The organism is Bacteroides sp. AF39-16AC, assembly GCF_003602735.1.
Taxonomy (GTDB): Bacteria; Bacteroidota; Bacteroidia; order Bacteroidales; family Bacteroidaceae; genus Bacteroides; species Bacteroides uniformis.
The window spans coordinates 59610-84968 of the sequence record NZ_QTLN01000012.1 but is presented as its reverse complement, the minus strand read 5'-3'; the positions used below and the strand labels follow the sequence as shown (position 1 = coordinate 84968).

At 45.5% G+C, this 25359-nt stretch carries 18 protein-coding genes and 1 CRISPR repeat array (1 of these 19 cut by a window edge); of the genes, 11 read left to right on the top strand and 7 right to left on the bottom strand.

Annotation, left to right across the window (positions count from 1 at the left end; all coding sequences use genetic code 11):
• The first annotated feature begins 19 nt into the window (after nucleotides 1–19).
• The 3 genes from DW039_RS11680 (at nucleotide 20) to DW039_RS11670 (ending at nucleotide 2304) form a co-directional block, all read left to right on the top strand.
• A complete protein-coding gene (locus tag DW039_RS11680) occupies nucleotides 20–577 on the top strand; it encodes a DUF4943 family protein (RefSeq protein ID WP_009038260.1) in 558 nt (185 codons plus the stop codon).
• A gap of 35 nt (nucleotides 578–612) precedes the next feature.
• Nucleotides 613–1275 carry a DUF4858 domain-containing protein gene (locus DW039_RS11675; RefSeq protein ID WP_016274375.1) on the top strand — a complete coding sequence of 221 codons (663 nt, stop codon included), beginning with the start codon at nucleotides 613–615 and terminating at the stop codon, nucleotides 1273–1275.
• Nucleotides 1276–1353: 78 nt separating this feature from the next.
• Nucleotides 1354–2304: a nitronate monooxygenase family protein gene (locus DW039_RS11670; protein ID WP_005831206.1), complete on the top strand. Its 951-nt coding sequence runs from the start codon at nucleotides 1354–1356 to the stop codon at nucleotides 2302–2304.
• Between the two features lie 92 nt (nucleotides 2305–2396).
• Here DW039_RS11670 and gadC read toward each other — a convergent pair whose 3' ends face one another.
• The 4 genes from gadC to DW039_RS11650 all read right to left on the bottom strand — a co-directional run bounded on the left by gadC (nucleotide 2397) and on the right by DW039_RS11650 (nucleotide 7464).
• Nucleotides 2397–3983, bottom strand: a complete 1587-nt coding sequence (gene gadC, locus DW039_RS11665; protein WP_005832260.1) for a putative glutamine/gamma-aminobutyrate antiporter GadC — start codon at nucleotides 3981–3983, stop codon at nucleotides 2397–2399.
• A 103-nt stretch (nucleotides 3984–4086) separates the two neighbouring features.
• Nucleotides 4087–4830 carry a potassium channel family protein gene (locus DW039_RS11660; RefSeq protein WP_005832258.1) on the bottom strand — a complete coding sequence of 248 codons (744 nt, stop codon included), beginning with the start codon at nucleotides 4828–4830 and terminating at the stop codon, nucleotides 4087–4089.
• A gap of 109 nt (nucleotides 4831–4939) precedes the next feature.
• On the bottom strand, nucleotides 4940–5905 hold the full coding sequence (gene glsA / locus DW039_RS11655) for a glutaminase A (RefSeq protein ID WP_005831199.1): 966 nt from the start codon (nucleotides 5903–5905) through the stop codon (nucleotides 4940–4942).
• A gap of 122 nt (nucleotides 5906–6027) precedes the next feature.
• The gene (locus tag DW039_RS11650; RefSeq protein ID WP_005831197.1) at nucleotides 6028–7464 is read right to left on the bottom strand and encodes a glutamate decarboxylase; all 1437 of its coding nucleotides are present in this window, start codon (nucleotides 7462–7464) and stop codon (nucleotides 6028–6030) included.
• Nucleotides 7465–7666: 202 nt separating this feature from the next.
• On the opposite strand from DW039_RS11650, the gene DW039_RS11645 reads away from it, so the two are divergent.
• The gene (locus DW039_RS11645) at nucleotides 7667–8890 is read left to right on the top strand and encodes an MFS transporter (protein ID WP_117703154.1); all 1224 of its coding nucleotides are present in this window, start codon (nucleotides 7667–7669) and stop codon (nucleotides 8888–8890) included.
• A gap of 90 nt (nucleotides 8891–8980) precedes the next feature.
• Here DW039_RS11645 and ald read toward each other — a convergent pair whose 3' ends face one another.
• Nucleotides 8981–10087: an alanine dehydrogenase gene (gene ald, locus DW039_RS11640; RefSeq protein ID WP_005832248.1), complete on the bottom strand. Its 1107-nt coding sequence runs from the start codon at nucleotides 10085–10087 to the stop codon at nucleotides 8981–8983.
• A gap of 198 nt (nucleotides 10088–10285) precedes the next feature.
• On the opposite strand from ald, the gene DW039_RS11635 reads away from it, so the two are divergent.
• From DW039_RS11635 to DW039_RS11625, 3 genes are all read left to right on the top strand, one after another.
• Nucleotides 10286–12019 (top strand): M23 family metallopeptidase, encoded by a 1734-nt coding sequence (locus DW039_RS11635; RefSeq protein WP_227224337.1) that lies wholly within the window; start codon nucleotides 10286–10288, stop codon nucleotides 12017–12019.
• Nucleotides 12020–12186: 167 nt separating this feature from the next.
• Nucleotides 12187–13830 carry a C69 family dipeptidase gene (locus DW039_RS11630; protein ID WP_057089520.1) on the top strand — a complete coding sequence of 548 codons (1644 nt, stop codon included), beginning with the start codon at nucleotides 12187–12189 and terminating at the stop codon, nucleotides 13828–13830.
• Between the two features lie 81 nt (nucleotides 13831–13911).
• Nucleotides 13912–15654, top strand: coding sequence for a phospho-sugar mutase (locus DW039_RS11625; protein WP_117703152.1), 1743 nt, complete (start codon nucleotides 13912–13914; stop codon nucleotides 15652–15654).
• Between the two features lie 289 nt (nucleotides 15655–15943).
• Here DW039_RS11625 and nudC read toward each other — a convergent pair whose 3' ends face one another.
• Together nudC and DW039_RS11615 are read right to left on the bottom strand one after the other, a co-directional pair.
• A complete protein-coding gene (nudC, locus tag DW039_RS11620) occupies nucleotides 15944–16750 on the bottom strand; it encodes an NAD(+) diphosphatase (RefSeq protein ID WP_057282090.1) in 807 nt (268 codons plus the stop codon).
• Between the two features lie 104 nt (nucleotides 16751–16854).
• On the bottom strand, nucleotides 16855–17493 hold the full coding sequence (locus DW039_RS11615) for an HU family DNA-binding protein (RefSeq protein WP_005832241.1): 639 nt from the start codon (nucleotides 17491–17493) through the stop codon (nucleotides 16855–16857).
• Nucleotides 17494–17966: 473 nt separating this feature from the next.
• Between DW039_RS11615 and cas9 the strand changes: the two genes are divergently transcribed.
• The 4 genes from cas9 to cas2 are packed head-to-tail and all read left to right on the top strand — an operon-like array spanning nucleotide 17967 to nucleotide 24631.
• Nucleotides 17967–22493, top strand: coding sequence for a type II CRISPR RNA-guided endonuclease Cas9 (gene cas9 / locus DW039_RS11610; RefSeq protein WP_120381969.1), 4527 nt, complete (start codon nucleotides 17967–17969; stop codon nucleotides 22491–22493).
• Nucleotides 22486–23343 (top strand): BRO family protein, encoded by an 858-nt coding sequence (locus DW039_RS11605; RefSeq protein WP_005832239.1) that lies wholly within the window; start codon nucleotides 22486–22488, stop codon nucleotides 23341–23343. Before cas9 ends, DW039_RS11605 begins: the two co-directional genes overlap by 8 nt.
• A gap of 23 nt (nucleotides 23344–23366) precedes the next feature.
• Nucleotides 23367–24299, top strand: a complete 933-nt coding sequence (cas1, locus tag DW039_RS11600) for a type II CRISPR-associated endonuclease Cas1 (protein ID WP_005832238.1) — start codon at nucleotides 23367–23369, stop codon at nucleotides 24297–24299.
• Entirely contained in the window at nucleotides 24299–24631 is a 333-nt protein-coding gene (gene cas2 / locus DW039_RS11595; protein ID WP_005832235.1) for a CRISPR-associated endonuclease Cas2, read from the top strand. The genes cas1 and cas2 overlap by 1 nt, the downstream gene beginning before the upstream one ends.
• A gap of 103 nt (nucleotides 24632–24734) precedes the next feature.
• Nucleotides 24735–25359: a CRISPR direct-repeat array (repeat unit 47 nt; unit sequence GCTGTTTCCAATGGTTCAAAGATACTAAAATGAAAGCAAATCACAAC); it runs 1340 nt beyond the window's last position.

Sequence of the window (25359 nt, the reverse complement as noted above, 5' to 3'; positions counted from 1 at the left end):
TCTTAAATACCATACAAATATGAAGACTCTATACAATAAATTACATATATTCGGGCAGACTATGCTGCTCGTATTCTTTACTCTTTCTGTTCTCTCTTTGGGCTCTTGCAGCAAAGAAACGTTGGACTACAACCATCCGGATGTAGACTTGTTTGTCAAGCAGTTGAAGGCTGGCAAATATTCTACCCAAAGTCCGGATGGATTGAGTAACATGCCCAAGTTCACTTCCGAAGATATAGAGGAATTGCTGAAGTATGCCGAGGACTTGACGGTCATTCCCTCTTTCCCCCTGGCTCCGGTATCCTATTCGGCAGGTGGCAAGCTGCGTTTGGGCGAATGCATCCTGTGGACGGTAGAGACTATCCGCCTCGGGAACAATGCTTCGATGGGATGCAAGATGGTACATACGGATGCGGAGAATTATGAAGGTATCTATTTCCTTTCGGACGAAGAGGTGCTGGATGCCGCTTCGCGCTACCGCCGCTGGTGGGAAACCCGTAAGTATCCACGGACTATGTGGACGATTGATCCCTGCTATGACGAACCGCTTTGTGGCAGCGGATATATGTGGTGGTGAAATGTTTTTAGGGATTAAGTAATCAAAACTGTCAGGTGAAGATATCTATACTTGTTTGGGGGCTGCTCTGTGCAGTAGCCTTCCCTTGCTATGCCCAAAACTGGACCCCTCAGGACTCGTTGAGGCTGAACCGGTTGCTGAAGGGCGAGGGGGAGGTAAAACTGAATCCGGAGGTATTGCAGGAATTGGAAATGAACAATTCTCTGGGTACTCCGAAAGCGGTGATGGACAAGTCGTGGATGGATTTTGATAATTCATTGCCCGTCATGCCGAAAGCGCCCGAGAAAAAAGTGGTGCTTACCTTACGTCCTTATACAGCCAATACCAAATATAATTGGGACCCCATTTATCAGAAAAAAATCAAGGTAGACAAGGATACTTGGCGAGGAGATGAATTCTATGCGCTTAAGATTCTGATGATTCCTACGAACTGGGCTAAACATCCGTTTGATGCCGGTCCGCGTGAGACGGTGGAGCAGATTGAAGCAACCGGTTTGCGTTACCGGGTGACGGAGCGGGCCAATAATATGGCTGTGGGCGGTTGGCAGGGTGCCAGTGGCGGTGGAATTTCCGGTTTAGACCTGATGACACCTTTTACCCGTGAGTTTTGGAATTTCAAAGGCCGCAAGCGCCGTGCCCGTACGCTGGAAGTATTGAAGGCGTATGGAGATTCGATAACTGTTTTGGAACAACAGTAATTTATCACTTTTTGTCAAATTTTGAACTTTCTTTCTCCTCTTCTTGTTTTCATTAGTAAACCTTTAAAAAAAGTAATAATGAACAGAGTGACTTCTCTATTTGGAATAAGATATCCGATAATTCAAGGTGGCATGGTGTGGTGTAGCGGCTGGAGACTTGCTGCTGCTGTAAGCAATGCGGGAGGGCTGGGCTTGCTCGGCGCAGGTTCGATGCATCCCGAAACGTTGCGGGAGCATATCAGGAAATGCCGTGAGGCTACGCATCATGCTTTTGGTGTGAATATTCCCTTGATGTATCCCCAGATAGAAGAGATAATGCAGATTGTGGCCGACGAGGGAGTGAAGATTGTATTTACATCTGCCGGCAGCCCGAAGAAATGGACTGGTTGGTTGCACGAGCGTGGCATCACGGTGGTGCATGTTGTTTCGTCCTCGCGTTTTGCCGTGAAGGCAGAAGAGGCGGGTGTTGATGCAATAGTTGCCGAAGGCTTCGAAGCCGGTGGGCACAATGGGAGGGAGGAGACTACCACCCTGTGCCTGATACCAGCTGTACGTGCAGTTACTACACTTCCGCTGATTGCCGCCGGTGGCATTGCAACGGGTGAGGCCATGCTGGCTGCCCGGGTGCTGGGTGCGGAAGGTGTGCAGATTGGTACACGCTTTGCCTTGACGGCAGAGAGTTCTGCAAACGAGGTATTTAAGGATTACTGCTTGCATTTGGAAGAAGGGGATACCCGTCTGCTTTTGAAGAAATTGGCTCCGGTGCGTCTGGTGCGCAATAACTTTCGCAGCGCCGTAGAGGCTGCTGAGGCTGTGGGAGCTTCAGAGGAAGAACTTCGTATCCTTTTAGGGCGTGGCCGTGCCAAACGTGGTATTTTTGAAGGTGACTTGGAAGAAGGGGAACTGGAAATAGGGCAGGTATCTGCCTTGCTGCATGGAAAGGGAGTGCAGTCTGTGGCGTCGGTCATGCAAGAGTTGGTGGAGGAGAGCAGAAGGGCGTGGGAGAGAATGCAGGAATTGGATTTCTGAATATTCCCTCTTCTGGTATCATATAACAATAAAAAAGGAATATTCCCGGTGATTTCGGGGATATTCCTTTTTTAGTTTCAACTTATAACCTTTTATCCTTTGGGGATATTGGTTGTGTCTTTTGCCGTATTTCCACTTGTGGCGGAATTACTTGTGCCATTGCTGCTGGCAGTGGCGCTACCGGTAGCCATATTTGTTGCACTTTTACCGGCTGTCTGCACAGCAGGTTGCTCTTCCCAATGGAACGGTTCAAAGCTACTGTTCGGGTCAACCCAGGACGGTTTCTTGGAAGCATAAATAATGAATGGGGCAATGACTACAATCAGCGCACCGATGATGAGCACGGAGAACCATACAGTGTTGCTGCCTGTTGAAATCTGGCTGGGTGGGATAAAGCTCAATACGAATGCCAGCAATGACCCGCAGAAACCAAGACCACCGATGAGCCACATCAATCCGTTGCCATTCTTGCCGATACGGAACGGACGGTTCAGCTTCTTCATCTTATAACGCAGCACGATGGCTCCGGAGAACATCAGCATATACATGATAAGATAGAGGACTACGGTCAACTGTGACAGAATCTGGTAGAAACTCTGTACGGAAGGCATGACTACGAACAGAAGGCTCAATACGGTTACTGCACCGCCTTGTACATAAAGGATGTTCTTCTGTACACCCAGTTTGTTTGTCTTCTGGAAGAACGGAGGCATGTAGCCTGCTTTTCCTACGGCAAAGATACCTTTGGACGGACCGGCAACCCATGTCAATACACCTGCCAGCACCCCGAATGCCAGAGCAATGGCGATGATGGGTGACAGCCAGGAGGCGCGGATGTAATGGAAATAGTTATCGAAGCCTACAAGCAGACTCTGTGTCAGACTGATGTCTTTGGCCGGGATGATGATGCCCAGTGAGAAAGTACCGAGCACGAAGATGATAACCGTAATGGCCGCACCGATGAACACTGCCTTCGGATAATTCTTGGAGGGATTGTTCACGTCTTTTACGTGGATACCGCCCATTTCCATACCGGCATAGAAGAGGAAGATACTGGCAGCAAGCACCACGTTGTCGAAGTTCGTCAAGTCGGGGAAGAAGCTGCTGTGGAAATCCAGGTTGGAGTGTCCGCCGGTGGCAAGGTAGATAATACCCAGGATAATCAGCAGTGCGGCAGGGATAATAGTCCCGACCAGGCCGCCGACCTTTGCCACTTTACCTACCCAGCTCATGCCCTTCATGGAGATGAACGTAGCCAGCCAGTAGATGATGAGGACAACAACGAGCGAGTAATACTTGTTATTGGCCAGTGACATGTCGTGTACGTCGTTCATGCCGATGAAAGCAATGGATACGGCACCGAATGTCAATACGGTAGGATACCAGATTGTACTTTCAATCCATTGTACCCAGATGGCAAGGAAGCCCAGTTTTTTTCCGTAGGCTTCGCCCACCCAGCGGAACACACCGCCTTGCTTGTCTTGAAACATGGCAGCCAGTTCCGCGGCGACAAGTGACGTCGGAATCAGAAAAACAATGGCTGCAAATAAGTAGTAGAAGGCCGAACTCATTCCGTACACGGCCTCGGCAGGAAGTCCACGTAGGGATACTACTGCCGTCACATTCATGATTGCCAGGGTAAATACACCCAGCTTCACTGTTTGTTTAATATTTGCCATAAGTTAAGGTTTTAGATGAAAAATATATTCAAAATCAGCGTCTATAACAACACTTGGGGAGAGTTGTTCCCAACGGATAAGTGAAAGTTCCGGTTTTAACTATTCAGGAAGCGTCGGCTTTGGGCGCGGGCTTCTGTGCAACTTTCTTGTAGAACTCTTCTTTTTCCTTATTGCGCCGTTCGACTAGGCTCGTTACATACACTGTAAAGATAGGGAACATCATCATGCCCAGCGCAGCCAGCAGTACAGACAGTACCCGTCCGGTGGGAGTGACTGCTATGATATTGGAACCCACCGTCGTCACATCCATAAATGCCCACCATAAGGCGTCTCCATATCCTTTAACTAAAGGATTGGGACCATGCTCCATGACATAAAAGGCCAGACTGGAAAAATAGACAGTGGCCAGCAACATGGTAAGGTAGGAAACGAACAGTCCCGATGCGCGGTTGTACGTCAGCCAACCCACCACGATAGCCATGGCGTAACCACCCCGCACCAATGGGATGAAACGCAGCATATAGGTTATCTCGGGTGAGAAAGTCCATCCCATATAGGCAATGATGTTTTGATAGGGTATAGCTACCAGCAGGAAAATGAAATGCGTGGCCACGTAGTGACCCTTCTTCTCTGCCAGGAACCATTCCAATACAAAATCTGCCAGGAACAGGGCGCATATCCACAACTGTACTTTCATGTAGACCGACTGTTCGTAAAAGGGGATCCCCTTGAACGTGTCGACAGAGATGCTGATAACTAAAAATAGCGACAGTATCAATATAATGACATGCAGTATGCCATAGATACCTTTTTCCCGCAATACAAATTCTGATAGAGCCATTTTCATGATGAAGTCCATTATAAAGTCATAAGTTATGAGTTATAAGTCATTTGCTGATTACGGTGCCTACCAACAAATAACTCATAACCTATAACTCATAACTAAAAAGAGAAACTTATTCTGTAATCGTTACGTTATCACCGTTGAATACACCCAGGCCGAGCTTGTTCATGATGAACTTGATTGCCGATTGGGCCTTTACGGAGTTTCCCGCTTCGTCTAGGGGAGGAGCGAAGGCCGATACTCCCATGACACCGGGCAATACGGCCATTACACCACCGCCTACACCGCTTTTGGCCGGTATGCCGGCGGTGTACATCCAGTCGCCCGAATGCTCGTAGAAGCCTACGGTAGAAATCATCGACGTGATTTTCGGTGCCAGGCTGGCTTCGAACACCGTTTGTTTGGTGACGGGGTTCACACCGTTATTGGCGATGGTTCCTGCGGCAATGCCCAGTTGCTGGGCCGTGATGCCGAGAGAACACTGGCGAGTATAGAGGTCGAGAGCCATGTCCGGATCATCGTAGATGCGGTTGTAGTTTTTCAGCAGCCAGGCAATGGAGCGGTTGTTGAAGTTGGTAGCCGTTTCCGATTTGTACAGTTCGTCGATGAGTTGTGGGGCGGAGCCGCACAGCTCAGTGACATTCTGTACAATGGCATCCCATTTCTTGTCGGAGTTTCCCACTGGCTGTACCATGGAACAGGCGGAAATGGCACCGGCATTTACCAATGGAGTGGAAGGGTGGTCGTTTTCCAGCAAGATGGCGATGATGGAGTTGAACGGTAGTCCCGTGGCATCGGCACCTATCATGTCCAGCACTTTCTGCGCACCGTATTGGCGCAGGATAAGGATGGCTGTGTGTACCTTCGAGACGGACTCTATACCGAAACGATAGTCTGTGTCACCTATATTGATGGTCTGCCCGTTCATCAGGCAGATGCTGAGTCCGAATAGTTTGGAGTCTATGTTGGCAAGGTAGGGAATATAATCCGCATTCTTGCCTCCTGTGCTGCCCTTCACCTCATTGTAGGCTTCTTGGGCAACCTCCTTTATTTGTGAAATTGATATTTTCTTTTCCATAAACACGTTGTGATGTACGATTAGACGATGTACGATTTACGATTGAAATTACTCCTTTAAACGTAGTCCGTATCAAGAGAAACTCTAATCGTACATCGTAAATCGTTTAATCGTAAATTAATTTATTTTTTATGAGTACGGCATCCGTGGTTGAATATTTTGGTTTCCACCGGCAGGTTCTTTTCCTGTGCCATACGGGTAGGCGTCGGATAGTCCAGTTTCTCCAGTTCGGTGATGGCATTCTTGATGTCACCCAACAGCATGTCTGCCATGTCGCGGCTGAATCCCTGGCGGACAACGACACGCATAACGACGTAGTCTTCCAGTTTTGAAGGCAGTGTATAGGCGGGTACCATCCAGCCGTGCTGTGACAACTTGTCCTGCAGGTCATACAGAGTCCATTTGGCAGCTCTTGCATATTCCGGTTTCAAGTACCAGATGAACAGCGGGTTCACAACTTCGTCGGAATAGTTTACGAACGGAGCCATCTTGCCGATTTCGTCATGGATATACTTGGCGATGGTCAGAGAGTTGTACTGTACTTCCTTGTAACCCTGGAATCCCAAACGGATGAACTGGTAATATTGACCCAGAATCTGTGCGGCAGGACGGGAGAAGTTCAGGCCTACCTGAGTAATGTTGGCACCGAGGTAGTTTACGCTGAATGACATTTCTTCGGGCAGATATTCCTTGCCTTTCCAGCAAACCCAGCCCAGACCCGGATAAACCAGACCGAATTTGTGTCCGCTGACGCTGATGGAGAGTACCCACTTCAGACGGAAGTCCCATTTCTTTTCGGGATAGAGGAACGGGAGGATGAAACCACCGCTGGCGGCATCTACGTGGATAGGAATGTCGTAGCCGGTCTTCGCATTGTAGGCATCGAGGGCTTTGTCGAGGGCTTCGACGTCATCGTTCAGTCCTGTCCATGTAACGCCTTGGATAGGCACGATACAGATGGTGTTCTCATCACACATTTTCAAGGCTTCTTCGGGGTCGAGCGTGGTCTTGTCGAGTGTCAAAGGCACTTCACGCATTTCAATCTGCCACAATTGGGCGAATTTTTCCCATACCACCTGGAAACCGGTTGAAATAACGAAGTTGGGTTTGTCGAATGGTTTGCCTTGTGCCTGACGTTTCTTGCGCCAGCGCAACCAGGCTGCCACACCACCCAGCATACATGCCTCCGAGGAACCGATGGCAAGTGCGCCGGTTTTCCAGGTTTCTTTTTCAGGAGAGTTCCAGAGGTTGGCCACGATGTTGATACATTTACCGTTCATTACGGCGATGCGCGGGTATTCGGTCTCGTCAATGTAGTTGATGTTGATGGCTTCGTTCATCAGCTTGGTTGCATATTCGTCCATATAGGTAGTGACGAATGTAGCCAGATTCAAGCGAGGCTGCGTTTGGGCGAAGGTCTCGTCTTTCACCATCTGATAGGCGATTTCCGGGGTAGTAGGTCCGTCGGGAATCTTTTCTACGGGTGAGGGTTGTAACATACGGTTTGAACCGAATACTTCAGTTTTTGCATCTCCTTTTCTGAAATTCAAATCTTCCATATTAATAATTTTTTTAAAGGTTTAGGCGGCGGGGCTTTTCCCCGTCGAATTTCCCACAACAACGGGGTTTGCGGATGAAAGTTCCGGGGTTTTGCATTATTTGGCGTTTATTAAAGGGCAGCGTAGTAAAATCTTAAAAAACGAACATTCTGAAGGTAGGTTTGTTGTTCCCACATTATTCATTTAATTAATATACTACTATATGAAAATCAATACCGGAAGGGGTACAATCCCCCTTATCACGCTTGTCGGCATTTGGTCAGTCTCTGCATTGACTTCCTTGCCGGGATTGGCCGTATCACCTATTTTGGGACAACTTACTACCATTTTTCCACATGCCACAGAACTGGATATACAGATGCTTACCTCCCTGCCTTCGCTGCTGATAATTCCTTTTGTGCTGTTGGCGGGCAAGCTGGCCGAGAAACGTGACTTTGTGCGTCTGCTGAAAGCGGGGCTTTGGATGTTTGCCACCAGTGGGGTACTTTATCTTTTTTCGGATAAAATGTGGCAGTTGATGGTGGTCAGCGCTTTGCTTGGCATCGGTTCGGGGGTGATTATTCCGTTGTCCACCGGTCTGGTTTCACGCTATTTCACGGGGGAGTATAGGGTAAAGCAGTTTGGTTACAGTTCTGCCATCACCAATGTGACGCTGGTTGTGGCAACGGCGGTGACTGGGTATCTGGCAGAGGTAAACTGGCACTTGCCTTTCGTGGTATATCTGCTTCCGTTGGTTTCTCTGCTGCTTGTCGGGTATTTGAAGGGAGATACCGGTCAGCCGCAGAAAACAGAAGATACGGCTACCGTTGTTCCGGAGGAATCCAAGCGTGCGATTCCCGGTAAATACGGCATCCATGTCCGCCATCTGCTACAGTTGATGCTGTTTTATGGCGTCACTACGTATGTAGTGCTGGCGGTTACTTTTGACTTGCCTTTTTTGATGGAGGCCCATCACTTCTCCAGCGGAAATTCCGGATTGATGATCTCCTTATTCTTCCTTGCCATTATGGCTCCGGGTTTCTTCCTGGGGCATATCGTGAAGTGGATGGGGAAACACACAAAGTTTTACAGCCTTTTGTCCATTGCAGCGGGTTTGCTTTTGATATGGATTTCGCCTAAAGAATGGCTGATAATACCGGGATGTATGTTGGTTGGTTTGGGATATGGTGTCATTCAACCGCTGATTTATGACGAGACAGTAGATACGGCTATACCGGAAAAAACAACTTTGGCACTGGCCTTTGTAATGGTAATGAATTATCTGGCGATTCTATTGTCCCCGTTCATTACAGACTTCTTTCAGACCTTGTTCCACACTAATTCCAAGGAATTTCCGTTTATTTTCAACCTCTGCATCACACTGCTCGCTATGTGGTGGGAGTATGCGAGGAAGAAGGATTCTTTGTTGGGGGGGAGTTATGAGTGATGAGTGATTTGTTGGTAATTGTGCTGCGCTACCATGCTGAAAGGAAAATACCAACAAATCACTCATCACTTATAACTTATAACTTATAACTTATAACTCAATCGCCTCATATTTCAGCCCGAAGACGTCGGCTACAGCTTTGTATGTTACTTTGCCTTCCACTACGTTCAATCCTTGCGCCAGAGCCGAGTCGTCCTTGCAGGCTTGTCTCCAGCCTTTACATGCCAGGGAAACAGTGTAGGGCAGGGTGGCATTTGTCAGTGCCATGGTGGAGGTGAAGGGTACGGCGCCGGGGATATTGGCAACGGCGTAGTGTACAATTCCGTCCACAATGTAGGTAGGGTCGCTGTGCGTGGTGGGGTGGGAGGTTTCGAAACAACCGCCCTGGTCGATGGCTACGTCTACGAGTACCGTACCGGGTTTCATCATCTTCAGCATTTCGCTGGTGATGAGGTGTGGGGCCTTGTCACCGGGGATGAGGACGGAACCGATTACCAAGTCGATGTTCGGCAATTCCATCTTGATGTTATGGGTGGAAGAATAGAGTGTCTTTACGTTTTTCGGCATCACTTCACTCAGGTAGCGCAGGCGGGGAAGGTTGATGTCGGCAATCAGTACCTCGGCACCCATTCCGGCAGCTATCTGTGCGGCATTGGTGCCCACGATACCACCTCCAAGGATAAGTACGCGTGCGGGACGTACGCCCGTTACTCCGCCCATCAGTTTTCCCTTGCCGCCTTGTGGCTTTTCAAGGAAGCGGGCTCCTACTTGGGTAGCCATACGTCCTGCCACCTCGCTCATGGGGGTAAGCAGCGGAAGTGAACGGTCTTCTTTTTCCACGGTTTCGTAGGCGATGCAGACGGCACCACTTTCAATCATGGCTTCGGTCAGCAATTTATCGGCTGCAAAGTGGAAATAGGTAAATACCACTTGTTCCTTTTTAATCAGTTTGTACTCCGGTGCAATAGGTTCCTTTACCTTGACAATCATGTCGGCTGCGGCATACGTGTCTTCAATGGTCGGTAAAGTCTTTGCACCTACGGCGATGTAGTCATCGTCGGAGAAACCGCTGTTTACGCCTGCTGTGGCCTGCACATACACCGTATGACCTTTTTTCACCAATTCGGCTACTCCGGCAGGGGTCATGCCCACGCGGTTCTCGTTGTTCTTGATTTCTTTAGGTACTCCGATAATCATAACCTTAAAGTTTTAATTGGGGGGTTAAACATGGCGCAATATAGCGATTTCCCGGCTTGGGTGTTATCGGTGCATCTATGTTCTTCAACAGAATTTTTATGCATGTTTTAATCAATGATAATTGTAGCTTTCTGTAGGTAGAGAGAACTATTCTTTTTATATTTGCATGCATTTAAAATAATATTGACTGTACAAAATATGAAATATTCTATATTTTTCTCTCTTTTGTTCTTTATTGGTAGTGTGCAAAGCGGCTATGCCCAAGAAACCGATACAGACAAGCCCTCCTTCATCCCGCCTTTTGATTTTCCCATCATTTTCTCCGGTAACTTTGGCGAGATACGTGCCAACCATTTTCATGGCGGACTGGATTTCAAGACCGGTGGCGCCATAGGCAAACCGGTACGTGCGCTGGCGGACGGATATATTTCGCGTATCCGTGTCACCCACGGCTCGGGCTATGTGCTCGATGTGGTGTATGATAACGGCTATACCGCCATCTACCGTCATCTTAGCGCCTTTGTGGGTGAAGTGGCAAAGCGAGTGAAGGCTCTTCAGTACGAAAAGGAAAGCTGGGAAGTAGAGATAATTCCCGAGCCTGCTCCCGTGTCAGATGAGGGAGACGATAGAGATAGAGGCAGTAATAATCTCGGGGTGCATATCTTGGGCGAATATCCCGTGAAAGCCGGTCAGATAATAGCTTTGAGCGGAAACACCGGATACTCTTTCGGTCCGCACCTGCATCTGGATATGATAGAGACGGCTACGGACGAATATATAGACCCACTGCCTTTCTTCATGGACAAAGTGAAGGACAAGACTGCCCCGCGTGCCGAAGGTATCATGTTGTTTCCTCAGCCGGGCAAAGGAGTGGTGGAAGGTAAGCAGACGCGACGGGCTTTTCCGGCACATCCTACGAAACCCATTACCGCCTGGGGATTGATTGGTGCAGGCATCCGTGCTTATGATTATATGGACGGAGTGCAGAATAAATATGGCGTGAAAACGGTGATTCTCGAAGTGGACGGCGAGGAAGTCTTCCGCAGTACGGTAGACCGCTTTGCGTACGAAGAAAACCGCTATATCAATTCGTGGACACACGGCCAGTATATGAAGTCTTTCATCGAGCCGGGAAACCACTTACGCATGCTGCATGCATCCAACGGTAACCGTGGACTGGTGGACATCAACGAAGAACGCCCTTACCGGTTTGTCTATACGCTGAGCGATGCGCTGGGAAATACCTCCAAGGTCTGCTTCACGGTGCAGGGGCAGAAGACGACAATTGCTCCGGTGGAACATCGTGAGAAATACGCCCTCAAGTGGGACAAGGTGAACTATCTGCAGGAACCGGGGTTAGAATTGGTCATTCCGAAAGGAATGCTCTGCGATAACGTCCTGTTGAACTATTCCGTGCGGGCTGATAGCGGTGATATAGCTTTCACCTATCAGTTGAACGATACCCGCATTCCGATGCACGATGCCTGCGATTTGCGTATCGGCTTGCGCCGGCGTCCGGTAGAGGATATGACCAAATATTATGTGGCGGGCGTAACGGCGCGCGGTGGAAAATACCGCATCGGCGGTAAGTATGAGGATGGTGTCATGAAAGTGCGTATACGGGATTTGGGGACTTATACTGTGGCAGTGGATACGGTTCCGCCGGTGATAACTCCCGTGAACCAAGCTCAGTGGGGACGTACGGGAAAAATCATCTTCAAGGCCAAGGACAAGGAAACCGGCATCAACACCTATCGGGGTACGATTGACGGAAAATATGCCTTGTTTGGAAAGCCCAACTCCATCAGTGGTAACCTGGTGTGCGAGCTCGACCCGAAACATGTGGAGAAAGGCGGCAAGCATGTGGTGGAGATGACGGTGACGGATGGCTGTGGCAACTGTACCACCGAACAGTTTGAATTTGTATGGTAAAGCCTCTCCCCCGACCCCTCCCCCGTAGGGAGGGGAGGTCGGAAGTTACTTTTGCTATATATAGTGTAATAAATAAGTGTAATAAAAATATGTGTAACAAGCTATCATTCTCTTCTCCCCTCTCTTTCGGAGAGGGGATGGGGGTGAGGCCTTAATTTATTAGAAGTATGAAAAGTAAAAGACTGACTCTTTCCGTCTTGTTTGTTGTGGCAGCCGTGGCGAATGCACTGGCTTGCACCAATCTGATTGTAGGCAAGAATGCCTCGGCGGACGGTTCTACCATCGTTTCTTATTCTGCCGATTCCTATGGCTTGTTCGGCGAGCTATATCATTATCCTGCCGGTATGCACAAAAAAGGCACGCTGATTGACATACACGAGTGGGATACCGGCAAATACCTCGGGCAGATAGCGCAGGCCCGTCAGACGTACAACGTCATCGGCAATATGAACGAATTCCAGCTCACTATCGGTGAGACGACATTCGGCGGACGTCCCGAGCTGGTGGATACCACCGGTATCATCGACTACGGTAGCTTGATTTATCTCGGACTGCAACGTTCACGCACTGCCCGCGAGGCTATCAAGGTGATGACGGAACTGGTGCAGGAATATGGCTATTACAGCAGTGGCGAGTCCTTCACCATTGCCGACCCCAACGAGATATGGATCATGGAGATGATTGGCAAGGGACCCGGTGTGCGCGGTGCCGTATGGGTAGCTGTCCGCGTGCCCGATGATTGTATCTCCGCACATGCCAACCAGAGCCGCATTCATCAGTTCAATATGAATGACAAGGAAAACTGCATGTACTCTGCCGACGTCATCTCCTTTGCACGTGAGAAGGGTTACTTTGATGGTGTGAACAAGGATTTCAGTTTTGCCGATGCCTATGCTCCGCTCGATTTTGGTGCCCGTCGCTATTGCGAGGCCCGTGTATGGAGCTATTTCAATATGTTTACCGACCGTGGTAACGAGTTCTTACCTTATATATTAGGTGAGACGAACACTCCGATGCCTCTGTTTGTGAAACCCAACCGCAAGGTTTCCGTGCAGGATGTGAAAAATGCCATGCGCGACCATTATGAAGGTACTCCTCTCGACATCAGCAAAGATTTCGGTGCAGGCCCGTATCATACCCCGTACCGCCTTTCTCCACTCTCTTTCAAAGTGGGCGACCGGGAATATTTCAATGAGCGTCCCATCTCCACCCAGCAGAGTGGTTTCGTATTCGTGGCACAGATGCGTTCCGAGTTGCCCGACCCTATCGGTGGAGTACTGTGGTTTGGCACGGATGATGCCAACATGACGGTATTTACGCCCGTATATTGCTGTACGGACAAGGTTCCCGTATGCTACACCCGTGTGGACGGCGCCGATTACATCACTTTCTCCTGGAACTCCGCTTTCTGGATTTTCAATTGGGTGGCCAATATGGTATATCCCCGCTATGACTTGATGATAGACGACGTGCGTGCCACTCAGACAGAGTTGGAGACAACTTTCAATGAAGCGCAGGAGGGCGTTGAGGCTGCTGCTGCCAAACTTTTGGAAAAAGACCCTGCCAAAGCGAAGGCATTCCTAACCAACTATACGAACATGACCGCCCAAAGCACTTTCGATACCTGGAAACGTCTTGGCGAGTTTCTTGTCGTAAAGTATAATGACGGCGTTGTCAAACGTATGAAAAACGGTCAATTCGAACGTAATTCCATCGGCCAGCCGGCAGGCGTAATCCGCCCGGGATACCCGAAGGAGTTCCTTGAAGAGTACGTTAAGCAGACGGGAGACAGATATAAAATGCCTGAATAAAATTAGGATATTTGAACTTATTCTTCTACATTTGTGTCTTACAAAAAAGTTTATATTAACCCTTAAAACAATAACAGTCTTATGGAAAATCAGGAACTGATTAAGCAGGTGACTGAGAAGGCCGAAAAATGGCTTACCCCGGCATATGATGCCGAAACTCAGGCAGAAGTGAAACGCATGTTGGAAAATCCAGATAAAACCGAATTGATAGACAGTTTTTACAAAGACCTGGAGTTTGGAACGGGTGGTCTGCGTGGCATCATGGGTGCCGGTACAAACCGCATGAACATCTACACCGTAGGTGCCGCAACACAGGGCTTGTCCAACTATCTGAACAAATGTTTTGCCGGAAAAAAGGATATTTCCGTTGTTGTGGGGCACGACTGCCGCAACAATAGCGACAAGTTCGCAAAGATTTCTGCCGACATCTTCTCTGCAAACGGCATCAAGGTATATCTTTTTGATGACCTTCGTCCTACGCCCGAAGTTTCATTCGCCATCCGCCACTTCGGTTGCCAGAGCGGTATCAACATTACCGCCAGCCACAATCCCAGAGAATACAACGGCTACAAGGCTTATTGGGATGACGGTGCGCAGGTGCTTGCTCCGCACGATACTGCCATTATCGAAGAGGTGAACAAGGTGACGGTGGCCGACATCAAGTTCAACGGCAACAAGGACTTGATTCAGATTATCGGCAAGGAAGTGGATAAGGTTTATCTGGACATGGTTCACTCCATCTCTATCGACCCCGAAGTCATCCGTCGCCAGAAAGACCTCAGCATTGTGTATACTCCGCTTCATGGCGCAGGCCGCGTGCTTATTCCGGACTCATTGAAGGAGTGGGGATTTGAGAATATCAACTGCGTGCCCGAACAGATGGTGAAGGACGGCAATTTCCCGACGGTGGTTTCTCCGAATCCCGAAAATGCCGAAGCCCTTTCCATGGCCATTGCGCTGGCCAAGAAGATTGACGCTGACATCGTGATGGCAAGTGACCCGGATGCCGACCGTGTCGGTATGGCCTGCAAGGACGATAAGGGCGAGTGGGTGCTTATTAATGGTAACCAGACTTGTCTCATTTTCTTGTACTACATCATCAAGAACCGTATTGCAATGGGCAAGATGCAGCCGAATGACTTCATCGTGAAGACCATCGTGACCACTGAACTTATCAAGGCTGTGGCAGATAAGAACAAGATTGAAATGCGCGATTGCTATACCGGCTTCAAGTGGATTGCCCGCGAAATCCGTCTGAGCGAAGGCAAGCAGCAGTATATCGGTGGTGGTGAAGAAAGCTATGGCTTCCTGGCCGAAGACTTTGTCCGTGATAAAGATGCGGTTTCTGCCTGCTCCTTGCTGGCCGAAATCTGTGCTTGGGCCAAAGACCAGGGCAAGACACTCTATGACGTATTGATGGAAATCTATGTAGAATACGGATTCTCTAAGGAAACCACCGTGAACGTGGTGAAACCCGGCAAGAGCGGTGCCGAAGAAATCAAGGCGATGATGGATAACTTCCGTGCCAATCCCCCGAAGGAAATCGGCGGTTCGGCTGTCAGCCTGATTAAGGATTATAAGACGCTGGAGGCTACCGATGCTCAGGGCAACGTAAGCAAGCTGGATATGCCGGAGACTTCTAATGTACTCCAGTATTTCACAGTAGACGGTACGAAGATTTCTGTCCGTCCTTCCGGTACGGAACCGAAAATCAAGTTCTATATCGAGGTGAAGGGCGAGATGGGTTGTCCGAAATGCTATGCCAGCGCCGATGCCGAAGCTGAGAAGAAAGTGGAGGCAGTGCGCAAGTCACTCGGCATTTGATAGGAAAGAGGAAAAAATGTGTATATAGTGTTCGGAGAGGCGTAACCCGTGAGGGCTGCGCCTCTTCCTTTTGCTTCTGTGTTGAAAGAAAACTTAAATAAAGACTTAAACCCGATGGTTGATGAACAAAACGTTTGCAGGGAAGTTTAGTATATGCAGATTGCGGTTACACACCGATTGGTTGATGTGAATGAGAGTCGTTTCATTCGTAGTTGTTCGTTTGTGAGTGTGTGTTTTCCGCAATTTGCTTTTTTAAATTTCTTCCCCCCTCTTTTTAATTCTTTAATTTTTAATTGTTCTCCATCCACCAGTCTATCAGCCTTCTTGCGATACTCAGCTTTCGTGGAATTTCGGGCAGGTTGTCTTTGGAATAGAAGGCGGCAGCGGTTAGCTCATCTTCCTGCAGTTTTATCTCCCCGCTTTCGTAGTCGGCAATGAAACCCACCATCAATCCGCTGGGGTAGGGCCAGGGCTGGTTGCTGAAGTAGGTGATGTTCTTTACCTTCAGCCCCGTTTCTTCAAAAACTTCCCGTTCCACACATTCTTCCAGTGTCTCGCCGGCTTCGAGGAAGCCTGCCACCAGTCCGTAGAAGGTTCCTCGGAAGTTCCGGGCATGCACCAGCAGGATTTCGTCTCCTTTGCGTATCAGTACAATGATGGCGGTGGAAACGGGAGGGTACATCTCATTGCCGCAGTTGGGACACTTCTTCATGATGGGGGTCTGGTGCTCCATGGCGGTGCCACACACGGGGCAGAAGCGGCTGTGCTCGTCCCAATAGAGTATCTGGAAGGCCTTTCCTGCAGAACGGTACTCGTCCGGCGAGATGTAGTCGTACGATGCGCGCAGGCCTATCATGACCCATTCATCGGTTTCGGCCACGGGCTGTTCCAAGGCGAATGCACGTACTTGCTTGCCGTTGGGGGGGAACACTTCGTGTATATTACTTCCGGCTTCCGGTGTCAGAGGAGGCTCTATACTGACGGGTACGCTGTATTTTATTTCTCCTTTGTCTGTATATCCTTTTTTCAGCAGCAGTTGGTCTTTGAAGAAGACGAACCACTGCGTGCAGGGTTGGGGTTCTGTTGATTTTTCCATTGTTTGTTGTTTTATTATTTTGGGGGGATGAACACGAAAATACAAAGGCACAGAGATTCTTTTCAAATTAATTTCTATGTCTCTGTGTCTCTGTGCTTGCCCCCCTAAATTTCGTTTGCTGTGTCTTTTTCTTGTCGCACATAGACCGTTGACCTTCCCATTCCGCGGCGGCGCAGGAACCCTTGCCGGATGAAGTTGTTCAGTTCGTCTATGGCGGCATGTCTGGTTAGTCCGCTTAGCTGGATGTATTCGTTCTTGTTGATACATACATTCTGCTTGAGGAACAGTTCCAGTTCGGCTTTTCTTGTTTCTTCGGTGGTCTCTACTACTTTTTTCGATTTCTTGGTAGTGGAGTGTACACGTTCCAACGTCATTTTCTTCTTGATGTTGTTGCGGAACGTGCTGCTGATGCGCAGGTGTACGTTTTGGAATTGGACGGATTCGGAGCGGATTTTCTTTTTCTCGTCGTCGGTCTCGCGCAAACATTTCAGTGAAGTGCTGAAGAATCCGAGTTCTCCCAGCTCCACGATGTTTCCGTTGGCAAGGAGGTCGCACAACTCGTCAATGCAGGCATCCAATGCTGCCCCTATCACATTCTTGGGCAGATGTTGGAAAGTTGCGATATGTTCCACAAACTCCTTTTGGGTATAAGTCCTTTTCGGGCAGATACGTGCATGGAGTGATTTCTTGTCTTCTTTCCCGTCGGGCGAAGGCGTTTCGTAAAGGTCGTAATACGCGCTCATAAGATATTTATTTTTGTTTATAGCGATAAACAGTTCTCGTCGCTTCGGGGAATTATTTTTGTCGCTAAGCGGATTAATTTTCTTCTTCCTAAAAACTAATCGTCCGACAACTGTTGCATTATCGTCCAACAGTTGTTTAATTATCGTCCGACAGCTGTCGGACGAAACAGAAATGGGTATGGGACGATTAATTCTTAGTGAACAAAGGTATAAAATATAGTGATACGAAGAGTAGTGTTTGGGGAAGAAAGTTTTAGTTTTCGGCAAAAGAGGGATATTGGGAATGATAATTAGTTTTTGGAAATAAAAAATCCCCCGTTAAGGACGAGGGAACCTAATGTTTTCACAACGGAATAATCCTTATTGTGACTTGCTTCATTTTAGTATGACAAATGTATAAAATAAATATGGAAATACAATGCTTATATTGAAAAAAAAAATACCTTTGAAGAAAATATTCAAAATATAATACTATGAGAACGATACTTGGATTGGATTTGGGAACCAATAGTATAGGATGGGCTGTAATAAACTCTGTAATTAAAGAACAGACCGAGAGAATTTGGATAGAAATGGCTGGCAGTAGAATAATTCCGATGGATGCTGCTATCTTGGGAGACTTTGACAAAGGGAATTCTGTATCACAGACAGCTGAAAGAACCCGTTTTAGAGGGGTGCGTCGATTGAGAGAGCGACAATTACTACGCCGTGAACGGTTGCATAAAGTTTTGAAGATTCTTGGCTTCCTGCCGGAACACTATTTAAAAGGAATAGATTTTGAAAAGCATACGGGTAAATTCTTGTCAGGCAGCGAACCGAAATTGCCATGGGTAAAGGATAGATGGGGAAAATACTCTTTTTTATTTCAGACAGCGTTTAATGAAATGTTGGCGGATTTTGCAAAACACCAACCTTCATTGGTTTTTGATGGTAAAAAAATCCCTTATGACTGGACAGTTTATTATCTCCGTAAGAAAGCTTTGACAGAAATGATAAGTAAAGAAGAACTGGCATGGATTCTTTTGAACTTTAATCAGAAACGTGGTTATTATCAGCTTAGAGGAGAAGAGGAGGAAGACAATGCAGGAAAATCTGTTGAATTTTATGCATTGAAAGTCTTGTCGGTGGAAGCGACTGATGAAAAGAAAGGCCGGGATATATGGTATAATGTACATCTGGAGAATGGATGGGTATATCGTAGAAGCAGTAATGTCCCATTGGACTGGGAAGGACGGGTAAAAGAGTTTATTGTCACTACTGACTTAAATCCGGACGGTACTCCAAAGCTTGATAAGTATGGTGAGGTGAAGCGTTCTTTCAGAGCGCCTAAAGAGGATGATTGGATGTTAATAAAGAAAAGGACCGAAGCGGACATTACCGGTACTCATAAAACGATTGGGAGTTATATATATGATGCTTTGTTGCAGGAGCCACAACAAAAGATAATAGGAAAATTGGTGAAAACAGTAGAACGAAAGTTTTACAAGGAGGAACTGAACTTTATTTTGCAGAAGCAATGTGCTTTTCATGCAGAATTGCAGGATAGAGATTTATACATGAGGTGTATTGAAGCGTTGTATCCGGGTAATGAAGTGCAACGGAGAAATATAGCTAACCGGGACTTTATCTATTTGTTAATAGATGATGTCTTGTTTTATCAAAGGCCGTTGAAAACCAAAAAGTCATTGATAGCTAATTGCCCTTATGAGGAAAATGAATATGTAAACCGCAAAACAGGTGAAATCAAAACAGCTCCGTTAAAGTGTATAGCCAAGTCACATCCTCTTTTTCAGGAATTCCGTTTATGGTATTTCCTTTCCAATATTCGGGTATATCAAAAGGAAAGGGAAGTAAATGGAACTTTACATTTGGATGTGGATGTGACAACGGAGTTTTTGAAAACAGAAGATGATTATGTGGCTCTATTTGATTGGCTGAACTCTCGAAAGGAAATAGATCAGAAAGCTTTTCTGAGATATCCTGCGTTTGGACTGAAAAAGGAAATAAATAATTATCGTTGGAATTATGTCGAGGATAAGTTCTACCCATGTAATGAGACGAGACATGCGATTCTTTCCCGTTTGGAAAAGGCCGGTATTGGTATTGACTTTTTATCTGATGAAAAAGAAACAGCCTTGTGGCATATCTTATATTCTGTAAGTGACAAGCAGGAAATAGAGAAAGCATTGGCGACTTTTGCGGTTAAGAACGGATTGAATGAATCCTTTGTGGAAGTGTTCAAGAAGTTTCCTCCTTTCAAGTCTGAATATGGCGCTTATTCTGCCAAGGCGATAAAGAAGTTGTTGCCTTTGATGAGGTGCGGAAAGTATTGGGATATGTCGTTGATTGATGGTACAACCAAGGAAAGAATAGAAAGGATAATAGCAGGTGAGTGTGATGAGAGTATAGGTGTCAAGGTTAGAGAAAAGGCGATGAACTTGTCGGATATATCTTGTTTTAAGAGGCTTCCGTTGTGGTTGGCTTGTTATGTAGTGTATAATCGTCATTCCGAAGATAAAGAAATAACCAAATGGGAAAGCCCTGCTGATATTGATGCTTATCTGGCTGCTTTTAAGCAACATTCACTACGAAATCCTATCGTAGAACAAGTGATAACCGAGACATTGAGAGTTGTCAGGGATATTTGGAAACAGGTTGGGAAAATTGATGAAATCCATATTGAGTTAGGGCGCGAGATGAAAAATCCTGCGGACAAGCGAAAAAGAATGACTACTCAGATTCTGGAGAATGAAAATGCCAATTTACGTATAAAGGCATTGCTTGCTGAATTTGTGAATCCGGAATATGGGGTAGAGAATGTCCGTCCCTATTCACCAAGTCAACAAGAAATATTGCGGATTTATGAGGATGCAGTTTTAAAGGGGGAAGAACAGATTCCGGAAGATATAGATGTGATATTGAAAAAATTCAATACCAGTAAATTACCGACGAAATCAGAATTCTTGCGTTATAAATTATGGCTGGAACAGAAATATCGTTCACCTTATACCGGTGAGCTGATACCTTTGGCTAAATTATTTACTGCTGCGTATGAGATAGAACATGTTATACCTCAATCCCGCTATTTTGATGATTCATTCTCTAACAAAGTGATATGTGAATCTGCTGTGAACAAGTTGAAAGATAATCAACTGGGATATGAGTTTATCAAGAATCATCATGGACAGAAAGTGGAAGTGGGTTTTGGAAAGACAGTAGAAATCTTTTCTGTGGATAGTTACGAACGTTTTGTAAAAGAACAATATGCAAAATCGGGCATAAAAATGAAGAAATTGTTGATGGATGATATTCCCGAGCAATTTATTGAACGCCAATTAAACGATAGCCGGTATATCAGTAAGGTTGTCAAAGGACTTTTGTCGAATATCGTTCGTGAAAAGAATGATAGCGGTGAATATGAACCGGAGGCTGTTTCAAAAAACATATTAGTTTGTACAGGAAGCGTGACGGACAGGCTGAAAAAGGATTGGGGCATGAATGACGTCTGGAATAGTATTGTAAGTCCTCGTTTTGAACGTTTAAATGCTTTGACCGAAACCCAGTGTTTTGGACATTGGGAGAATAAAGACGGAAAAAAAGTTTTTCAAACAGCAGTGCCCCTTGAATATCAGAAAGGATTCAGTAAGAAGCGTATAGACCATCGGCATCATGCTATGGATGCAATAGTAATAGCTTGTGCTACACGGAATCATGTAAACTATCTGAATAATGAGTCTGCAAGCCGGAATGCGAAAATTTCCCGTTATGATTTGCAGAGACTGTTGTGTGATAAGAGTAGGGGGGATGGTAATGGTAATTATAGATGGATTATAAAGAAACCATGGACTACTTTTACGCAAGATGCAAGGGAAGCGTTGAGTGGGATAATAGTTAGCTTGAAACAGAATTTGCGTATAATAAATAAAACAACCAATATCTATCAACATTTTGATGCAAATGGGACTCGTGTTTATGAGAAACAGAAAATCGGTGATAGTTGGGCTATCCGTAAACCGATGCACAAAGATACGGTTTTTGGAGCGGTAAATTTAAGAAAGGTAAAGGTGGTACGCCTATCTGTCGCTTTGGATACTCCTTCTATGATTGTTGACAAAAGAGTAAAAAATAAGGTTCTTGAATTGTTATCATATAAGTATGATAAGAAGAAAATTGAAAAATATTTCAAAGAGAATGCTTTCTTGTGGAAAGAGCTGGATATAGCCAAAGTCGCTGTTTATTATTTTACGGAAAATACTACTGAACCTTTAGTTGCAGTACGTAAATCATTGGACTCAACTTTCAATGAGAAGAAGATAGCATCGGTGACGGATACTGGCATACAGAAAATACTCCTGAATCATCTGAAATCAAAAGAAGGAAAGGCGGAGTTGGCTTTTTCTGCAGAAGGTATAGAAGAAATGAACCGTAATCTTTTACAACTGAATGATGGTAAAGGACATCAGCCTATATATAAGGTGAGGGTGTATGAACCGCGTGGAAATAAATTTAAAGTCGGTGTACTTGGCAATAAAGGTGCCAAATGGGTGGAAGCTGCTAAAGGTACTAACTTGTTCTTTGCTATTTACATAACAGAAGATGGAAACAGAACGTATGAGACTATTCCTTTAAATTGGGTTATAGAGCGTGAGAAGCAAGGGCTTGTTCCTGTACCGGACAGAAATGAAAAGGGAGATAAATTATTGTTTTGGCTGTCTCCTAATGATTTGGTATATCTGCCAACCGAAGAAGAGCGGGATTTTGGTAGGATAAATGAACCGATAGATAGGGGGAGGATTTATAAGATGGTTTCATCTTCTGGTAATCAATGCTTTTTTATACCTCAAAGTATATCAAATGCTATTATTTCCACTAAAGAATTAGGTTCTAATAATAAAGCAGAAAAATCATGGGATGGTGAAATGATAAAGAATATTTGTATTCCAGTAAAAGTTGATAGGTTAGGCCGTATTATAGAAGTTAAGTATAGAGTAAATGAATAATATAAAGTTGTTTCAAGAGAAAAAGATCCGTTCCGTATGGAACGAGGAAGAACAGCAATGGTATTTCTCTGTTGTAGATGTAGTTGGTGTATTGACTGATAGTGTGAATCCTACGGATTATCTGAAGAAGATGCGAAAACGGGATGAAGAACTGGCTACTTACCTGGGGACAACTTGTCCCCAGGTAGAAATGGTGACAGATACAGGAAAAAAACGAAAAACGTTGGCGGCAAATGTGCAGGCTTTATTCCGTATCATTCAATCTATTCCTTCTCCTAAAGCTGAACCTTTCAAGCTTTGGTTAGCACAAGTAGGTTATGAGCGTGTACAGGAAATAGAAAATCCGGAATTGGCTCAAGAGCGCATGAAAGAACTATATGAGCAAAAAGGTTATCCAAAAGATTGGATTGACAAACGTTTGAGAGGAATCGCCATTCGTCAGAATTTGACGGATGAATGGAAAGAAAGGGGAATCACGGAAAAAAGTGATTATGCCATTCTTACGGCAGAAATATCTAGAGCAACGTTTGGATTGACTCCTTCGGATTATAAAATATATAAGGGGCTGACGAAGAAAAATCAGAATCTTCGTGACCACATGTCTGATTTGGAGTTGATATTTACAATGCTTGGAGAACGTGTCACAACGGAAATTTCTCAGAAAGAAAAACCAGATACATTTACTAAAAGTAAGCAAGTAGCACAACGTGGAGGAAATGTAGCCGGAGTAGCACGTGAACAAGCTGAAAAAGAGTTGGGTAGAAGTGTTGTTTCTCCTGAAAATTTTCTGTTGGATTCTGATAAACAGAATGATACTTTAGAGCTTCCTTTTCTTGAAAATGATGAATGAATAACTTGTAAAGTCTATATGCTATGATTAAGAAAACACTTTATTTTGGGAATCCGGTCTATTTGTCTTTAAAAAATGCCCAGTTGGTGATTAAATTGCCGGAGGTGGTGAAGAACAGTGCTTTACCCGAAGGGTTCAAACGAATGTCCGAAGTGACTAAGCCAATAGAAGATATTGGAGTAGTGGTGTTGGACAATAAGCAGATAACCATTACTTCGGGAGTATTGGAAGCTTTGCTTGAGAATAATTGTGCAGTCATAACCTGCGATTCTAAAAGTATGCCGGTTGGTTTAATGCTTCCTTTGTATGGGAATACTACACAAAATGAAAGGTTTCGTCATCAACTTGGTGCGTCTCTACCATTGATGAAACAACTTTGGCAGCAAACAATAAAAGCCAAAATAGAGAATCAGACGGTAGTATTGCATGAATGTGCTGGAGAAGAAATAAAGTGTATGAAGGTGTGGGCTGCAGATGTAAAGAGTGGAGATTCTGATAATTTGGAGGCTCGTGCAGCTGCTTATTATTGGAAGAATTTGTTTAAAATAGAAGGCTTTACAAGGGATAGAGAAGGTATTCCTCCTAATAATTTGTTAAATTATGGGTATGCTATTTTGAGGGCAGTTGTTGCTCGTGCTTTGGTGACAAGTGGGCTTCTACCTACTTTGGGAATACATCATCATAATCGTTATAATGCTTATTGTCTGGCAGATGATATAATGGAACCTTATCGCCCTTATGTGGATAGGTTGGTATATGATATATTCAAGGAAGCAGAACCGAATTGTGTTGAATTGACGAGAGAATTGAAAGCGAGGTTACTGACAATTCCTACATTAGAGACTGTTATTTCGGGAAAACGTAGTCCGTTGATGGTAGCTGTTGGGCAGACTACGGCTTCTCTGTATAAATGTTTCAGTGGTGAGTTGCGTAAAATATCCTATCCAGAGATGTGATGGACCGGTTTAGTGAATATCGCATTATGTGGGTATTAGTGTTGTTTGATTTGCCTACCGAAACCAAGAAGGATAAAAAGGCGTATGCGGAATTTAGAAAAAATCTGCAAAAGGATGGATTTACGATGTTCCAGTTCTCTATATATGTTCGTCATTGTGCGAGTTGTGAGAATGCGGAGGTACATATAAAAAGAGTTAAATCTTTCTTACCGGACTATGGAAGTGTCGGAATTATGTGCATTACGGACAAGCAATTTGGAAATATAGCACTTTTTTATGGGAAAAAGACTGTGGATGTGAATACGCCTGGACAACAATTAGAATTATTCTAAAAAAATCCCGCGCAATGGCGGGATTTTTTTAGAAGCAGCATTCTTTTTTTATATTCTAACACTATGTGTAATCGTTTGAATATTAGATTGTTACTTGTAATCAGCTGTTTCCAATGGTTCAAAGATACTAAAATGAAAGCAAATCACAACGTATATTTGCAGCAAATCAATCGCTTATGAGCTGTTTCCAATGGTTCAAAGATACTAAAATGAAAGCAAATCACAACACCATCGTACTGAATAGCCTCTACCTCGTAGCTGTTTCCAATGGTTCAAAGATACTAAAATGAAAGCAAATCACAACTCAACTGCTGCCGTAGCTGTCTTTGAAGCGGCTGTTTCCAATGGTTCAAAGATACTAAAATGAAAGCAAATCACAACTCACCACCGATTGTCTTGTTGGTAACGGGGCTGTTTCCAATGGTTCAAAGATACTAAAATGAAAGCAAATCACAACGATAGGAGTGCGTCCACATCACCCCCATAGGCTGTTTCCAATGGTTCAAAGATACTAAAATGAAAGCAAATCACAACGACATTGACTCCGATATCCCACTCATACGGCTGTTTCCAATGGTTCAAAGATACTAAAATGAAAGCAAATCACAACTAAGATTTAACAACGTATGTACCCGTCACTGCTGTTTCCAATGGTTCAAAGATACTAAAATGAAAGCAAATCACAACGATTACCGATGTAGTAGATGACAAAGCATTGCTGTTTCCAA

What these genes read in the sequence shown, in the direction of transcription:
- DW039_RS11680 (WP_009038260.1), top strand. Translation starts at nt 20, where the DNA reads ATGAAGACTCTATACAATAAATTACATATATTCGGGCAGACTATGCTG.
- DW039_RS11670 (WP_005831206.1), top strand. Translation starts at nt 1,354, where the DNA reads ATGAACAGAGTGACTTCTCTATTTGGAATAAGATATCCGATAATTCAA.
- gadC (WP_005832260.1), bottom strand. Translation starts at nt 3,983, where the DNA reads ATGGCAAATATTAAACAAACAGTGAAGCTGGGTGTATTTACCCTGGCA.
- DW039_RS11660 (WP_005832258.1), bottom strand. Translation starts at nt 4,830, where the DNA reads ATGAAAATGGCTCTATCAGAATTTGTATTGCGGGAAAAAGGTATCTAT.
- glsA (WP_005831199.1), bottom strand. Translation starts at nt 5,905, where the DNA reads ATGGAAAAGAAAATATCAATTTCACAAATAAAGGAGGTTGCCCAAGAA.
- DW039_RS11650 (WP_005831197.1), bottom strand. Translation starts at nt 7,464, where the DNA reads ATGGAAGATTTGAATTTCAGAAAAGGAGATGCAAAAACTGAAGTATTC.
- DW039_RS11645 (WP_117703154.1), top strand. Translation starts at nt 7,667, where the DNA reads ATGAAAATCAATACCGGAAGGGGTACAATCCCCCTTATCACGCTTGTC.
- ald (WP_005832248.1), bottom strand. Translation starts at nt 10,087, where the DNA reads ATGATTATCGGAGTACCTAAAGAAATCAAGAACAACGAGAACCGCGTG.
- DW039_RS11635 (WP_227224337.1), top strand. Translation starts at nt 10,286, where the DNA reads ATGAAATATTCTATATTTTTCTCTCTTTTGTTCTTTATTGGTAGTGTG.
- DW039_RS11630 (WP_057089520.1), top strand. Translation starts at nt 12,187, where the DNA reads ATGAAAAGTAAAAGACTGACTCTTTCCGTCTTGTTTGTTGTGGCAGCC.
- DW039_RS11625 (WP_117703152.1), top strand. Translation starts at nt 13,912, where the DNA reads ATGGAAAATCAGGAACTGATTAAGCAGGTGACTGAGAAGGCCGAAAAA.
- nudC (WP_057282090.1), bottom strand. Translation starts at nt 16,750, where the DNA reads ATGGAAAAATCAACAGAACCCCAACCCTGCACGCAGTGGTTCGTCTTC.
- DW039_RS11615 (WP_005832241.1), bottom strand. Translation starts at nt 17,493, where the DNA reads ATGAGCGCGTATTACGACCTTTACGAAACGCCTTCGCCCGACGGGAAA.
- cas9 (WP_120381969.1), top strand. Translation starts at nt 17,967, where the DNA reads ATGAGAACGATACTTGGATTGGATTTGGGAACCAATAGTATAGGATGG.
- DW039_RS11605 (WP_005832239.1), top strand. Translation starts at nt 22,486, where the DNA reads ATGAATAATATAAAGTTGTTTCAAGAGAAAAAGATCCGTTCCGTATGG.
- cas1 (WP_005832238.1), top strand. Translation starts at nt 23,367, where the DNA reads ATGATTAAGAAAACACTTTATTTTGGGAATCCGGTCTATTTGTCTTTA.
- cas2 (WP_005832235.1), top strand. Translation starts at nt 24,299, where the DNA reads ATGGACCGGTTTAGTGAATATCGCATTATGTGGGTATTAGTGTTGTTT.